This window comes from Microbacterium testaceum (genome assembly GCF_020781835.1).
Taxonomy (GTDB): domain Bacteria; phylum Actinomycetota; class Actinomycetes; order Actinomycetales; family Microbacteriaceae; genus Microbacterium; species Microbacterium testaceum_H.
In genome coordinates, this window is sequence record NZ_JAJGNJ010000007.1 from 135,739 (window position 1) to 149,767 (window position 14,029).

Consider the following 14,029-nt stretch of genomic DNA (forward strand, 5'->3'; position numbering starts at 1 on the left):
CTGCCAGGCGGGCCGACGGCCGGGGGCCGTCGGCCCCCATCACAGCGGTGTCGGACCGGTTCGTCGCACGAACTCGATGTACGCCGCAGCCGTGTCGTCCGGGACGATCGCGCGCAGGACGACCTCGTCGACGGCCGCCGTGTACGCCTCCAGCGCATCGCCCAGCTCGGTGACGTCGCGGATCGTCGTGTCGGCGGCATCCACCCCCATCCGCGCGAAGTTCGCGGCGTAGTTCGGGAACGAGGCGTACCGGGCGGTTTCGGCAGCGAGCCTCTCGCGTGCGGCGTCGACGATCGCCGTGCGCACGTAGACCGCGACGTGGCTGTCGGCGTCGACCCCGTGCAGCGCCTCGGCCTGAGCCGCTGCCTCCGTCGGCGGCACCCAGTTCAGCAGCACCCCCTCGGCCCGTGCAGCGCCGAGTCGACGCATCTTCGGGCCCAGCGCCCCCACGAGTACCCGCGGGACGCCCGCGTCGTGCAGCACCGCGATCGCGTCGCGCACGCGCGCGAGCGCCCCCGCTTTCGCCATGCCCGACCCGATGCCGACGGTGAGCCGGTCGAGGGGCACGGCGAGGGATGCCACCTCCGCGGCGATCTCGCTCGCCGGGCGGCGATCCACAGGGATGACGCCCGTTGCCAGGCGCAGCGTCGACGTCACACCCGCTGCGGCGGCCAGAGCCGCGAGCGCGTCGCCGTCGGGCGTGTCGTTGATCCACAGCGTATGGAAACCCGCCGCTTCCACGGACGGTGCGATCTGCGCGACGGCGTCGGGACCGAGCGACCCCGCGAGGCCGATCGAGACGGTGCCGCGGCTCATGAGACCCCTCCCCCGGCGGGGATCTCGGCGGCGACCTGGCCGACCGCCGAGAAGAACGCGTGCAGGTCGACATCGTCCGTGGGCAGGAGCACCACGTCGTCCACTCCGGCGGCCTGGAAACGCGCGACGCCCTCGGCGACCTCGGCGACCGATCCCGTCAGCGCGCGATCGGCGGCATCCGGCCGGTCCTCCAGCGCCGCGGCGACCCGTTCGGGCCCGCCGGGGCCGAAGGCGGTCAGGACGTACGCGACGACGTCGGGGCTGCCCTCTCGTCCGGCAGCGGCCCGACCGGCGCGCACGGTTCGCACGGCCTCGGCGACCTCGTCGACCGTGTGGCGGCTGTCGAGGATCACACCGTCGGCGACGCCACCCGCCAGGTGCAGCGTCTTCGGACCCTCGGCCGCCGCGTACACCCGAGGCACGACGGCCGGCGGCCAGTCGAGCGACACCTCGCGCAGCCGCACGTAGCGCCCCTCGGTGCTCACGGATTCGCCGGCCAGCAGTGCACGCAGGGCCGGCAGCTGCTCCTGCATCAGCGTCAGCGGCGACGCGGCCTTGGCGCCGACCTGCCGCATCCAGTCCTGCACGCCGTGCCCGAATCCGGGCAGCAGGCGCCCGGGGAACATGCGCGCGAGCGTGGCGACCTCCATCGCCGACGCGGCCACGTTGCGCAGCGGCAACGGGGCGATGCCGACGCCCACGCGCACGTGGTCGGTCGCAGCGAGCGCCACCGCAGCGGCAGCCCACGCCGACGACCGGAAGCAGTCCTCCCACAGCCACAGCTCGGGCACCCCCTCCCCCTCGGCCACGCGCGCGGCCTCGCGCAGTTCCTCGGGCGGGTGCGGATACGGGCTGAAGATCGTGCCGACGCGACTCATGCCCCTACTCTGCCGTGCCCCGCCGACATCGAGGGCAGCCGCAACGACGCGGGCGCCGATGCACGTGGTCCGGCGCGTGCCGAACTCCGGAGAAGTCGGCGTCGGCAGCCTCTACGTCCTCACCACGGCCGCGAACGGAGGAAACACTCCGGAGTTCGGCACGCGCCGCACGCCGCCCGGGACAGCAGAACGCCCCCGGGACCCGAAGGTCCCGGGGGCGGCTCCCCGACGTGTCAGGCGGCGAGCACCTCGACGGCCACCCGCACCACGAACCCGGAGTCCGTGGCATCCACCGTCACCGCTCCGCCGTCGACGAGGTCGCCCGCGACGAACAGATCGGCGATGCGGTCGTCGATCTCGCGCTGGATGACCCGGCGCAGCGGCCGGGCACCGTACTCGGGCTCGTACCCGACCTCGGCGAGGCGGTCGACCGCGGCATCCGTGATCTCGAGCGTCACCTCGCGCGACGCCAGCCGCTTCGAGGTGCGCTCGAGCAGCAGCCGGACGATGTCGCGCAGCTGCTCCTTCTCGAGCTTGCGGAACATCACGATGTCGTCGATGCGGTTGAGGAACTCGGGCCGCATCGCCTCGCGGAGCTTGCCCATGACGCGGTCGCGCAGGTCGGCGTCGTCGAACTCGCGCCCGGTCGTGGTGAACCCGATGGCCCCGGAGCGGGATGCCAGGTACTCGCTGCCAAGGTTCGAGGTCATCACGATGACGGCGTTGCGGAAGTCGACCGTGCGCCCCTGTCCGTCGGTCAGGCGCCCGTCGTCGAGCACCTGCAGCAGCAGCGTGAAGACGTCGGGGTGGGCCTTCTCGATCTCGTCGAACAGCACGACGGAGTAGGGGTTGCGACGTACGCGCTCGGTGAGCTGTCCGGCCTCGTCGTAGCCGACGTATCCCGGAGGGGCACCGATGAGGCGCGACACGGTGTGCCGTTCGCCGAACTCGCTCATGTCGAAGCGGATCACCGCGGAGTCGTCGTCGAACAGCGACCCGGCGAGCGCCTTGGCCAACTCGGTCTTGCCCACGCCGGTGGGGCCGAGGAACAGGAACGATCCGACCGGTCGACCCTCGTCGCCCATGCCCGTGCGGTTGCGGCGCACGGCCTTGGCCACCGCGGTGACCGCGGCATCCTGGCCGATGACCCGCGCGTGCAGGTCGTCCTCCAGGTGGGCGAGGCGTCCGCGCTCGGACGCGGTCAGGCGCGATACCGGGATGCCGGTGGCCCGGCTGATCATGGCGGCGATCTCGGGCTCGTCGACCACCGCGTCGGGACGCGGGCCGGCCGTCGCGTTCTCGAGCCGGGCCTGCACGTCGGCGATCTCGTCGCGGATGCGGGAGGCCTCCTCGTAGTGCTCGGCCGAGACGGCGGCGTTCTTGTCGGCCTCGAGGGTTGCCAGACGCTCCACGAGGGCGGGCACGTCCACCGTGGACCCCAGCCGCAGACGCAGCCGGGCACCGGCCTGGTCGATCAGGTCGATCGCCTTGTCCGGCAGCACGCGGTCGGGCAGGTACCGGTCGCCGAGTTCCACGGCGGCGCGCAGGGCGTCGTCGGTGTACGTGACGGCGTGGTGGTCCTCGTACGCCGCACGCAGGCCGCGGAGGATCTCGATGGCATCCGTGATCGACGGCTCACCGACGCGCACGGGCTGCAGACGGCGCTCCAGGGCGGGGTCCTTCTCGATCGTGCGGTATTCCTTGAGGGTCGTCGCACCGATGAGGTGCACTTCGCCCCGGGCCAGGCGCGGCTTCAGGATGTTCCCGGCATCCATCGCGCCCTCGCCACCGGCTCCGGCGCCCACGATCGTGTGCACCTCGTCGATGAACACGACGAGCTTGCCGGACTGCGCCGCGATCTCGTCCATGGTCTGGGTGAGACGCTCCTCGAAGTCGCCGCGGTAGCGGGCGCCGGAGAGCATCGCGGCCAGGTCGATCGAGACCACGCGCGTGTCGCGCAGCTGCTCGGGCACACTGTCCTCGACGATCGCGCGAGCGAGGCCCTCGACGACGGCGGTCTTGCCGACCCCGGCCTCGCCGATGAGCACGGGGTTGTTCTTCGTGCGGCGGCTGAGGATCTCGATCGTCTGCTCGATCTCGTCGGCGCGACCGATGACCGGGTCGAGGCGTCCCTCCCGCGCCAGCGCGGTGAGGTCGGTGCCGAAACGATCGAGGTTCGGGGTCGCGGATGCCGTCTGCTCGGGCGCGGGGGTCTGCTCGCCCCCGACGACGGTCTCCCGCACGCCCTGCGTCAGGGCCTCGGCGGTCACGCCGGCCTGCGCGAGGATCTGCCCGGCCGGGGCATCCTGCGCCAGAACGAGCGCGAAAAACAGGTGGTCGGGGTCGACGTAGGTGGACCCGGCGGCCCGGGCGACCTGGAAGGCGTGGAAGAGCGCACGCTGGACCGATCCCGCCACGACGGCTCCGTCGACGTCGGCGGCGGGACCGGCGGCCGGCAGGCGGCTCTCGGCGGCGCGGGCGATCGCGGCGGGGTCGGCCCCGAGCCGTGCGACGGCCTCGCGCGCGGGCGACTGCCGGACGAGCACGTGCAGGACGTGCAGCGCGTCGAGCTCCCGCTGGCCGCGGCCGAGGGCGTAGCGACCGGCGTCCTGCAGCGCCTCTTGCGTGCGGGCGCTCAGGAACCGGCTGAGGTCGATCGAGCGTTCGGCGCGGGCCCGCTCACCGGCGAGGTAGCGCGCGAGGAACTCGTCGAAGGACTGGGCGCCGTTGTCCCCGGCGCCGGGGGTGACATCTTCGGGCAATTCCGTCTCCTGTGATACGTGAGTGGAGTCGACTCAAGTTTGCGACTTGAGTGGCTGCGTATCAAGTTCAACGACGGGGTTCCGAGGATATTCCCGGCGATCATCCGTCACGCCCGCAGCCGCGGATCCGGCTCGTTCCACAACTCCACGGTCTGCAGGACCCAGAACACCGCGAACAGCACGAGCGCCGCGGACTCACCGAGGAAGATCCACGGCACGGACCGCGTGACATCCGTTCCCCCGAGGGCCAGCACCAGCATCGCGCCGAGCCCGGCGAGCACGATCAGGATGCCGATCGCCACCGCCGCGTACGCCGGCCCGAACCGGCGCGGAGTGCGCTGCGGCCGCCACGCCGCGAGCGCCGCCACCGCGCCGACGAGGAGGAAGAACCCCACCGCGGCGGTGTTGTGCGCGAACGTGAGGAAGCCTGAGGGGACGAGGACGGCCCACCCCGCCAGACCGCCCGCGACGACCGCGACCGCGACGGCGGTGACGACGACCCCGCGGGTCAGCGTCCCCTGCATGATCGACAGCACTACTGCCGCGACGAGTCCGACGAGGACGACGGATGCCACCGCGATGCCGTTGTTGACCACAATGGGTAAGACCGCCGGCGGGACGCATTGTCCCGCCACGCCGCACACGTCCGCCGTGACGGTCGTGGGGATGACGGCGATGACGAGAGCCAGCACCGCAGCGACATCGAGCAGCACCTGTTCGATGCTGTGCCCGGACAGCGCGACGAACGCCGCCGCGACCACGAAGAGTCCCGCGACGAACATCGGTCCCGCCGGCGTGTAGTACGCCGCGCTGAGCGAGGGCAGCGGCCCGCCGACGATCGACTGCACCCCGACCGCGACGGCCAGGAGCAGCGTCGCGCCGAGGATCGTCAGCCGGACGTACCGGTAGGTGCGCTGCGTCGAGGTGGTGCGGATGCGCATGCGCACATCCTGGCAGCGCCCTCCGACGTTGCCGAGCGCCGCTCTGCGACAATTCCGTGATGCGTGAGTTCCTGCACGGCGCCCGGATGCTCCTCCGCGGCCTCGGCCAGTGGCGCCGTTCCCCCGGCGCGATGGCGCTCGGGCTGATCCCCGGATTCCTCGTCGGACTCGTCTTCGGCGCGGCCTTGGTCGGCTGGGCGGTGCTCTTGAGCAACGTCGTCGACGACTGGACCCCGTTCGCGAACGACTGGGATCCGCTGTGGGCGACGGTCCTGCGCACGGCGATCGGCGTGGCGTCCTTCGGGGCGGTCGCGTTCCTCGCGATCGTCTCCTTCACGGCGGTCACCCTCGCCGTCGGCGAGCCGTTCTACGACCGCATCTGGCGGGCGACCGAACGGAGCGCCACGGGTCGGATCCCCGAGGCCGACTACGGCTTCTGGCGCGCCGCGGGGGACGCCGTCCGCCTCATCGCCCGGGGCGCGCTCGCCGCCGTCGCCGCGTGGCTGCTCGGCCTCATCCCGTTCGTCGGCGGCGTGCTCGGCTTCGTCGTGGGCCTGCTGCTGACGGGATGGCTGCTCGCCGACGAGCTGACCTCGCGCGCGTTGTCCGCGCGGGGTCTGGACCGCCGCGCCCGCCGCGCCGTGCTGCGCGAGAACCGCGCCCGCGCTCTCGGCTTCGGCGTCGCGACGCAGCTGTGCTTCCTGATTCCGCTCGGAGCGGTCGCGGTCATGCCCGCCGCGGTGGCCGGGAGCACGTTGTGGACGCATTCCGCCCTGCGCGAGACGGACGCCGACGCGGACCGGGCGCCCGGCGCGGCACGCTAACCTGGAGCGACCGAAGGGATCCCCATGTTCATCGTCTCGCTCATCCTGTTCGTCGGCGGCATGCTGCTCACCGGCCTTTCCTTCTCGCTCGCCGCGCCGGCGCTGTTCTTCGCCCTCGGCATCCTGCTGGTCGCCGCCTCCCTCGCGTTGCCCTTCCACTTCGGCACCCGCTGATCCCCCACTCGGTGCCCTTCTCGCTCGACGATCTCCGCCGCTGGCCCGACCTCGAGGGTCCCGACCTGGTGGCGGCGGATGCCGCCGACCGCCTGATCCTCGACGAGTCCGAGGTCGCCCGGGCTGACGTTCCCGCGGGCGGCCTCGTCGTCATCGACGACGCCTACGGAGCATTGACGCTCGGCGCCGCCACGGCTGGGGCACGTGGCATCCGAGTCCACCAGGACTCCCTCACCGGCCAGCGCGCGCTCATCGCCAACGCCGACCGTGCCGAGCTCGCCGGCACTTTCGTGCCTCACGACCTGGATGCCGACCTCGTCCGCGACGCGCGCGTCGTCCTGCTGCGTCTCCCCCGCGCTCTGCGCGCACTCGATGACATCGCCGGGCTCATCGCCGCGCACGCGCACCCCGACGTGGTGGTGTTCGCCGGCGGCCGCATCAAGCACATGACCGTCGCGATGAACGACGTCCTTCGCGCACGCTTCGCCCGCGTCGATGTCACGCACGCACGGCAGAAGTCGCGGGTGCTCGTCGCCCGCGGACCCCACGACGGCGCCGACCCGCAGCCCGAGGCCGCGACGGTCGACGGCCTCGAGGTCCGGGCCTTCGGCGGTGCCTTTGCGGGAGCGTCGATCGACATCGGCACGCGGCTCCTGCTCGCGCACCTCCCCGACCCGACCGACGGTGCCATCGACTTTGCGTGCGGCACCGGGGTGGTGGCCGCGGCGTGGGCGACGCGGCATCCCTCGGTCCGGATCGTGGCAACCGACCGGTCCGCCGTCGCAGTGGCGTCCGCGCGCGCAACCGCCCGGGCGAACGGCGTCGCCGACCGGGTCGACGTGATCCGCGACGACCTGCTCTCCTCGCGACCGGACGCCAGCGCCGCGCTCATCGCCCTGAATCCCCCGTTCCACACGGGCGGCGCGATCACCGAGGGCATGGCGCCGCGCATGTTCGCCGACGCGGCCCGAGTTCTCGCGCCCGACGGGGAGCTGTGGACCGTGTGGAACTCCGCGCTGCAGTACCGCCCGGCGCTCGAGCGCCTCGTCGGCCCGACGCGTCAGATCGCCCGCGACCGCAAGTTCACGGTCACCGCGTCGATGCGGCGCTGAGCGTCACCCTGATCGGCGGTGCACTGCAGTCGGTCCCGCGCTGCACCCCTCGTCCCACTTCTGACGCCCCTCGTCCCACTTCTGCCGGCGCATGTCCCACAAATGGTCCTCCCGAGCAACCACAGGCAGCCACTTCTGGGACACACCCCTCACCCCGACACCCACCCACGCACCCCCGTCCCACTTCTGCCGGCGCATGTCCCACAAATGGTGCTCACGGGCAACCACGGGCAGCCACTTCTGGGACATACCCCTCACCCCGGCACCCACCTGACGCCCCTCGTCCCACTTCTGCCGGCGCATGTCCCACAAATGGTCCTCACGAGCAACCACAGGCAGCCACTTCTGGGACACATCCCTCACCCCGACACCCACCCACGCACCCTCGTCTCACTTCTGCCGGCGCATGTCCCACAAATGGTCCTCAGGAGCAACCCCAGGCAGCCACTTCTGGGACATGCTCCCCGATCGTCAGCCCTTGCCACCCGGCGGGCCGACGACCAGCAGCACCACGAAGATGAGCGCGACCGCGAGCAGGATCAGGATGCCGAGCACCCACGGCCGCCGCAGGAAGAACCGCAGCGCGCGGTCGAGGGGCCGCTGATCGCGCGGGTCGTCGCCGGCGTCGAGCCGCCATGCGCCGCGCAACCGGCCGGTGCGCTGGAGCCACATCTCGGTCGGGATCGTGGCATACGGGATGACGGCACTGACGACGGCGACGGCCGTGGGACCGAGCCCCCACCGTTGATTCAGCGCGACGAGCACCGCCGTCGCGCCGTAGGCGAGGAACACGAACCCGTGGATGCCACCCCCGACCGTCACCGCGATCGACAGGTCGGCGGTGGCCCGCAGGACGAGTCCGGCAATGAGCAGGGTCCACGAGATCGCCTCGGCGATCGCGAGCGTACGAAACAGGGTCAGGGGCGTGCGGAACACGTCTCTCCTCGTTCGGGTGCGGGGCTTTCCACCCTAGAGAAGCACCGCGCTCCTCACCGGCCGCACTCTTCGATGTCGAGGCAGCCCCGCGTCACTCGATGGGCTCGTCGTCGTGGTCGAGGGACGGGTCGGAGTTCTCCCCCTCCGCCGCGGTCGAGGTGTCGGGCTCGGGGCCGGGTTCGATGGGCGGCTTCGCGCGATCGGCATCCATGGTCCTAGCCCACCACACCTCCTCGACGACAGCGGCGGCATGAACCGGCGAGCACTCGACGTAGGCTGAAGGGGTGGCGGAATCCCGGGGACGTGTCTGGACCGGGGTCATCCGCATCGGCCCGCACGGCGGAGCCCACCGGGTCGCGGCCCGAGCCGCGCTCAGCGTCGGCATCCCGCTGCTCGTGCTTCTGCTGATCGATCGACTGGACCTCAGCGTGTACGCCTCGTTCGGCGCCTTCGCCGCGCTGTACGGACGCCTCGATCCGCCGCGGACGCGCGTCCGGATGCAGGCGACGGCCGGTGGCATCCTCGTGTTGTCGATGCTCTTGGGCACGCTGTTGTCGGCGCTGGCGTCGCCAGCCCTGGCGAGCGTGGTCGTCATCGCCGCGCTCGCCGCCGCGGTGACGCTTGCCGCCTACCGTGCGCAATGGCATCCGCCCGGCGCCCTCTTCGCGGTGTTCGCGGCCGGTGCCTGCGCGAGCTTCCCCGCCGCGGCCGCGACGTTCTCTCTCGCGCTGCTGGTCGGGCTGAGCAGTGTGCTGTGGAGCCTGCTCGTCACGACCGTGTTCGTCCTCGCGCGGCGGGGCTCGTGGCGGATGCCGACGCGTCAGTCGCCGCCGATCGGAGCCGTCGCGTGGGAGATGACGGCGACCGTCGGCGTCGCCGCGCTCCTCGCGGGCGTCGCGGGGGCACTGCTGGTCGGCACCCACTGGTACTGGGCGATGGTCGGTGCGGTCGCGGCGGTCGGCGGAGCCCACGTCACCGCGCGGCTGATCCGCGGTATGCAGCGCCTCGTCGGAACGCTCGTGGGTGTGCTCATCGCCGCGGGGCTGCTGGCCCTGCAGCTGCCGCCGTGGGCTGTCGTGATCGTCGCAGTCGTGATGCAGGTCGGCGCCGAATTGTTCGTCGGGCGCAACTACGGCATCGCGATGCTGTTCATCACACCGCTCGCCCTACTGATGATCTCGCTCGCCTCGCCCGCGGCGCCCGACATGCTGCTGCGCGATCGCGTCCTCGAGACCGTGATCGGTGTCGCCGTCGGCACGGTCGTGGCGATCGTCTCGGCGGCGTTGCGGCGCCGCTCCCCCGCCTGAACCCGAAGGAGACCCGTGATGCCGGAGCCCACCCGAGTCGCCCTCACCGTCGTCGGCGCGATCAACGTCGATCTGACCGCCCGCGTGCATCGCGCCCCCGGGCCGGGCGAGACCGTCGCGGACGGTGTCCTGCAGCGCGGGCCGGGCGGCAAGGGCGCGAATCAGGCCGTTGCGGCCGCGCGTCTCGGGGCCGAGGTGCGCCTGGTGGGCGCGGTGGGAGACGACCTCGACGGGCGCGGTGTCCGCGAGCAGCTGGCATCCGTCGGCGTCGACGCATCGACGGTGCAGACGTCGGACGCCGCCACCGGTACCGCCCTCATCGTCGTCGACGCCACCGGCGAGAACTCGATCGTCGTGTGCGCCGGAGCGAACGCCGAGATCGACGCTGACGCCCTCGGGATCACCCCCGGCTCCGCGGTGCTCGCGCAGTTGGAGGTGTCGGATGCCGTGGTCTCGGCCGCCGCGGAAGCCGCCGGGTTCTTCGCCCTCAACGCCGCCCCCGCGCGTCCGCTCCCGCCGGGTGTGCTCGAGCGCGCCGACCTCGTCATCGTGAACGAGACGGAGTACGCCCAGCTTCCCGAGGCGCACGACGCTCCCCTGCTCTGCGTGACGCTCGGGGCAGAGGGCGCCCGCCTGTACCGGCACGGCGAGCTACTCGCCTTCGCCGCGGGCGTCGCCACGACGGTGCGCAACACGGTCGGTGCGGGCGATGCGTTCTGCGCCGCGCTCGTCGTGGGCCTGCTGCGCGGCGACGCCGAGGACGTCGCGCTCGCACGCGCCTGCGCCGTCGGAGCCGCCGCCGTCGCGGACGACGCGTCGCAGCCCGCCCTTCAGCCCCTCGACGCCTACGAGGCTTCGGCATGACCCGGCGCCCGATCCTCGTCGACTGCGACACCGGCATCGACGACGCCCTCGCGCTGGCGTACCTCGTCGCCGAGCCCGCGGTCGAGATCGTCGGCGTGACGACGGTCTCCGGGAACACGGATGCCGACCGCGCCGCAGCCAACACGCTGTCGCTGTTCCAGCTCGCCGGGGTTCACGACATCCCCGTCGCCATCGGTGCGCACCACTTCCGCGGGCGCGACTACGCCGGCGGAGCGCCGCACGTGCACGGCGAGGACGGCGTGGGCGGGATCGGGCTGGCCGCCGCGTCGCGCGAGCCCGATACCCGCGCCGCCGTCGAGCTCATCGACCACCTCGCCCGCCGGCATCCGGATCTCACCGTCCTGGCGCTCGGCCCGCTGACGAACCTCGCCGCCTATGCCGAGGCACCGGGCGTCGCGTCGTTCGACCGGCTCGTCGTCATGGGCGGGGCCTTCGGTCACTCGGGCAACGTGACCGCCTGGGCCGAGGCGAACATCCACAACGACCCCGAGTCCGCCGCCGTCGTGTTCGCGCAGGACTGGGACGCCACCCTCGTCCCCCTCGACGTCACGATGACGCAGACCCTGGATGCCACCGACCTCGTGCGGCTCGAAGCGATCCCGGGAGCCGTCCCCCAGGCGCTGGCCGCGATGCTGCCGGCGTACCTCGACTTCTACGAGAGCCGTGTCTTCCCCGACCGCCGCTGCGCGCTGCATGACCCTCTCGCCGCGATGGTCGCGGCGGGCGCCTTGCGCGGCGTGAGCGTCGCCTCCGGGCAAGTCGAGGTGCGGCTCACCGGCGGCGAGCGCGGCCGTACGGTGTCGTCGCGCGCGTCCTCGACGCAGCGGTGGGTGCGCGGGATGGAGGGTTCGGCCGTCGAGGTGCTGCTCGGGCGGCTCGAGGAGCGGGAGTGGCCGGGCTGACGCCAGCATTGCGACCCGCTGCCCTGTGAGGCCATGATGTCCCCGTTCACAGGAACTCCAACGGGGGAGGAACCATGGCAGGCAAGTACGAGCTGTACACCGACAAGGCGGGCAAGTACCGCTTCCGGCTGAAGGCCCCGAACGGTCAGGTCATCGCGTCCAGCGAGGCCTACGAGTCCAAGGCATCCGCGCAGAACGGCATCGCGTCGGTGAAGGCGAATGCCGACTCGGAGACGGTTGACCTAACCTGAGCGGCGGAACGACGACGGGCCCCGCGCGGTCACTCGCGCGGGGCCCGTCATCACAACCGGATCAGAAGTCCCAGTCGTCGTCCTCGGTGGCCTCGGCCTTGCCGATGACGTACGACGAACCCGAGCCCTCGATGACATTGTGTCCGTCAGCTTCTGCCCGGCTTGGCTGCCACCGGAGCGGCAAGCGTTGTCGCGGCATCAAGGACAGTGAAGAAGCGATCTGCGAAGACCTCTGCTTGCTCCCGCACCCAGCTCTGCCGGGCTACCAACACCCACAGTGCAGTCACGAGCACCTGGACGAGCAGAATAGGCACGACCACAAGCCAACTGAGCAAGCCGACACATGCCACGCTCACAGCAATACCCAACGCCACGGCAGACACGACCAGCCCAAATGGCTTTAGCGCGAAGAGGTTTCGCCGGAACCCATAGCTCGTGTTTTCGCTCTGCAGCAGGTCCGTTCCAGCTTCCGCCGCGCTTCGCAGCAGGGCGAGGGCTGTTCGCACAGCCTGGGCAATTGCCTCGTCTGCACCACGCGGGTCAGCCTCCTGCTCGGCGAATCCGGGGAGTTTACGCCCGGTGAAGGCCTCCAGCTGAAGTCGGCGACGACGCACCTCAGTGTCGGCGCCCGCCACCGCCCGCAACGCGCGCGTTGTTGGCATCCCGCCCCACTGCCCCGCGAGCTCGCGCTCGATCTTCCGCCCACGAGACCTCGCGATTTCGCTCGCTACAACGCCAAAGAGCAAAGAAGCTGTCGCCGGCCCCACGGACCCGAGAAGCGCGCTGAGTTCGATGGTGCTGAGCATAAGCATGAGCACGGGCACGGTGACGAGGGCTGCGGGAAGCCAGCGGGCCTTCAGCGTGTACGAGTCGAAGTGCCCACCTACCATTCGCCCTCCTCAAGAGGGGGGACGGGCGTAGCGGGTCCCCAGCCCGCGCGGTTAGTAGCTCCGTAGCAGAGAGTGGTTCCTTCAGTCACATTTACAGTGGCACCTCGTCGCCCGAGCGCGTTGGTGACCTTGGGCGAAGGGTGTTTCTCGGACAGTTTCGCGCTGCTGATGACGGCCAACGTGCTGCCGTATGCCTCCCCTTTGCGTCCCAGAATGCGGTTCAGCACGGTAGGCCCCACATTGCGGTGGCTTCCGTGGTGAGGTGCCTGCAACAGGTCAAGCGGATAGTCCGAGAAGGTGCCGACGATCCGCTCGTACTCATCTGCTGCGTGATCGAGCGACGGGATACCCGCATCTCCAGTGAACAGGAGCCGCTTCCCGTCCGCCTGAACGAGGGTGATCACAGACCCCTTGTTGCGGGCAGACGTCTCGTCAGCGTCGGAGAGCGTTTCGACGGGGAACGCGCTGAGCACGCGCTCAAGGACCTTCTTTCCTGTGGCGAGCATCTGCGAGCCGAACGAGCCCCGAGCGGACAGTTCGACGGCCCCGGTGACCGCGGACACGTCTCCGGCCAGTTGCTCTTCGTAGAAGGCCACCGTCGGGCCCAGAACGCGCACGGCTCCATCGAACCGGACGACCCCGGTAAACGGCTCGGTGATAGGAATGCTCTTCCTCACCGCCAGGTCGTACAACTCCACGATCCTCTCGAAGTTCGAGATTTCCGCCGCCTGACGGTTGTACTTCCACGGCAGGTGCATCATCAGCTCACCGACCTCGCAGTTCTCGAGGACCTTCACGAGCCCGTTGATGTGGTCACCATCCGGATGGGTCGAGATGACCAGGTCCACTCGCTTGGTGCCGTAGTACTGTTCGATGTGCGCTGCCAGGTCCTCACCGACCGCGCCGAATCCACCGTCGATCACAACAACGACAGGCTCGTCGCGACTCGGCGTGGTGATCCTCATACAGATGGCGTCACCGCTCTTGGTAGAGCCACCTTCTTCTGCCTCCACCGGCAGGAAGTCCACTTCGTACATTTTTCTCCTCTAGTTCGGTACGTTCGCTCGCACGTGCGTCCTTGAGCGGGTCGAACCTGGACTCGCCCAGGCACGGGGCACACGTTCCCCGTCTAGAGTTGAGGTGTCCACCAAGACATCAACCCCGATCTACCGAGGTGCTCAACCGCCGCCGGTAGGTCGGGGTCTCTGCATCTGCGGTCACTCCGCGACTTGTGGTCGGTTTGAGCTCGCTAAATGCAATTTTAGCGCGAAAACCGCCTCGAAACCGGCTGTTTGTCCGCCGTAGGTAAAGAAATCGCTAGTTTTCTGCAAAGATTGGATCGAGGACACCC

14 protein-coding genes are annotated in these 14,029 nt (G+C 70.7%); 7 read left to right on the forward strand and 7 right to left on the reverse strand.

What is annotated here, in order from left to right:
* Positions 1 to 39 precede the first annotated feature (39 nt).
* From LL239_RS11790 to LL239_RS11805, 4 genes are all read right to left on the reverse strand, one after another.
* A complete protein-coding gene (locus LL239_RS11790) occupies positions 40 to 816 on the reverse strand; it encodes an LLM class flavin-dependent oxidoreductase (protein WP_228163627.1) in 777 nt (258 codons plus the stop codon).
* Positions 813 to 1,694 (reverse strand): LLM class flavin-dependent oxidoreductase, encoded by an 882-nt coding sequence (locus LL239_RS11795; protein WP_228163628.1) that lies wholly within the window; start codon positions 1,692 to 1,694, stop codon positions 813 to 815. Before LL239_RS11795 ends, LL239_RS11790 begins: the two co-directional genes overlap by 4 nt.
* A 233-nt stretch (positions 1,695 to 1,927) precedes the next feature.
* Complete coding sequence (locus LL239_RS11800; RefSeq protein ID WP_228163629.1) at positions 1,928 to 4,456, reverse strand: ATP-dependent Clp protease ATP-binding subunit; 2,529 nt, start codon at positions 4,454 to 4,456, stop codon at positions 1,928 to 1,930.
* A gap of 107 nt (positions 4,457 to 4,563) precedes the next feature.
* Positions 4,564 to 5,397, reverse strand: a complete 834-nt coding sequence (locus LL239_RS11805) for a hypothetical protein (protein ID WP_228163630.1) — start codon at positions 5,395 to 5,397, stop codon at positions 4,564 to 4,566.
* Positions 5,398 to 5,456: 59 nt separating this feature from the next.
* Between LL239_RS11805 and LL239_RS11810 the strand changes: the two genes are divergently transcribed.
* From LL239_RS11810 to LL239_RS11820, 3 genes are read left to right on the forward strand one after another with little or no spacing between them, the layout of a single operon-like run.
* Positions 5,457 to 6,221 carry an EI24 domain-containing protein gene (locus LL239_RS11810; RefSeq protein WP_228163631.1) on the forward strand — a complete coding sequence of 255 codons (765 nt, stop codon included), beginning with the start codon at positions 5,457 to 5,459 and terminating at the stop codon, positions 6,219 to 6,221.
* A gap of 24 nt (positions 6,222 to 6,245) precedes the next feature.
* Positions 6,246 to 6,395, forward strand: a complete 150-nt coding sequence (locus LL239_RS11815; RefSeq protein ID WP_166671746.1) for a hypothetical protein — start codon at positions 6,246 to 6,248, stop codon at positions 6,393 to 6,395.
* Between the two features lie 11 nt (positions 6,396 to 6,406).
* Entirely contained in the window at positions 6,407 to 7,507 is a 1,101-nt protein-coding gene (locus LL239_RS11820) for a class I SAM-dependent methyltransferase (RefSeq protein WP_228163632.1), read from the forward strand.
* Between the two features lie 471 nt (positions 7,508 to 7,978).
* Here LL239_RS11820 and LL239_RS11825 read toward each other — a convergent pair whose 3' ends face one another.
* The gene (locus LL239_RS11825) at positions 7,979 to 8,443 is read right to left on the reverse strand and encodes a DUF3817 domain-containing protein (protein WP_228163633.1); all 465 of its coding nucleotides are present in this window, start codon (positions 8,441 to 8,443) and stop codon (positions 7,979 to 7,981) included.
* 284 nt (positions 8,444 to 8,727) lie between these two features.
* Between LL239_RS11825 and LL239_RS18050 the strand changes: the two genes are divergently transcribed.
* The 4 genes from LL239_RS18050 (at position 8,728) to LL239_RS11845 (ending at position 11,788) form a co-directional block, all read left to right on the forward strand.
* The gene (locus LL239_RS18050; protein ID WP_228163634.1) at positions 8,728 to 9,750 is read left to right on the forward strand and encodes an FUSC family protein; all 1,023 of its coding nucleotides are present in this window, start codon (positions 8,728 to 8,730) and stop codon (positions 9,748 to 9,750) included.
* Positions 9,751 to 9,768: 18 nt separating this feature from the next.
* Positions 9,769 to 10,614 carry a PfkB family carbohydrate kinase gene (locus LL239_RS11835; protein ID WP_228163635.1) on the forward strand — a complete coding sequence of 282 codons (846 nt, stop codon included), beginning with the start codon at positions 9,769 to 9,771 and terminating at the stop codon, positions 10,612 to 10,614.
* Positions 10,611 to 11,537: a nucleoside hydrolase gene (locus LL239_RS11840; protein ID WP_228163636.1), complete on the forward strand. Its 927-nt coding sequence runs from the start codon at positions 10,611 to 10,613 to the stop codon at positions 11,535 to 11,537. Before LL239_RS11835 ends, LL239_RS11840 begins: the two co-directional genes overlap by 4 nt.
* A gap of 74 nt (positions 11,538 to 11,611) precedes the next feature.
* Complete coding sequence (locus LL239_RS11845; protein ID WP_228163637.1) at positions 11,612 to 11,788, forward strand: YegP family protein; 177 nt, start codon at positions 11,612 to 11,614, stop codon at positions 11,786 to 11,788.
* Positions 11,789 to 11,934: 146 nt separating this feature from the next.
* Here LL239_RS11845 and LL239_RS11850 read toward each other — a convergent pair whose 3' ends face one another.
* The gene (locus LL239_RS11850) at positions 11,935 to 12,678 is read right to left on the reverse strand and encodes a hypothetical protein (protein ID WP_228163638.1); all 744 of its coding nucleotides are present in this window, start codon (positions 12,676 to 12,678) and stop codon (positions 11,935 to 11,937) included.
* Positions 12,672 to 13,715, reverse strand: a complete 1,044-nt coding sequence (locus LL239_RS11855; RefSeq protein WP_228163639.1) for a ComEC/Rec2 family competence protein — start codon at positions 13,713 to 13,715, stop codon at positions 12,672 to 12,674. The genes LL239_RS11850 and LL239_RS11855 overlap by 7 nt, the downstream gene beginning before the upstream one ends.
* Between the last annotated feature and the right edge of the window lie 314 nt (positions 13,716 to 14,029).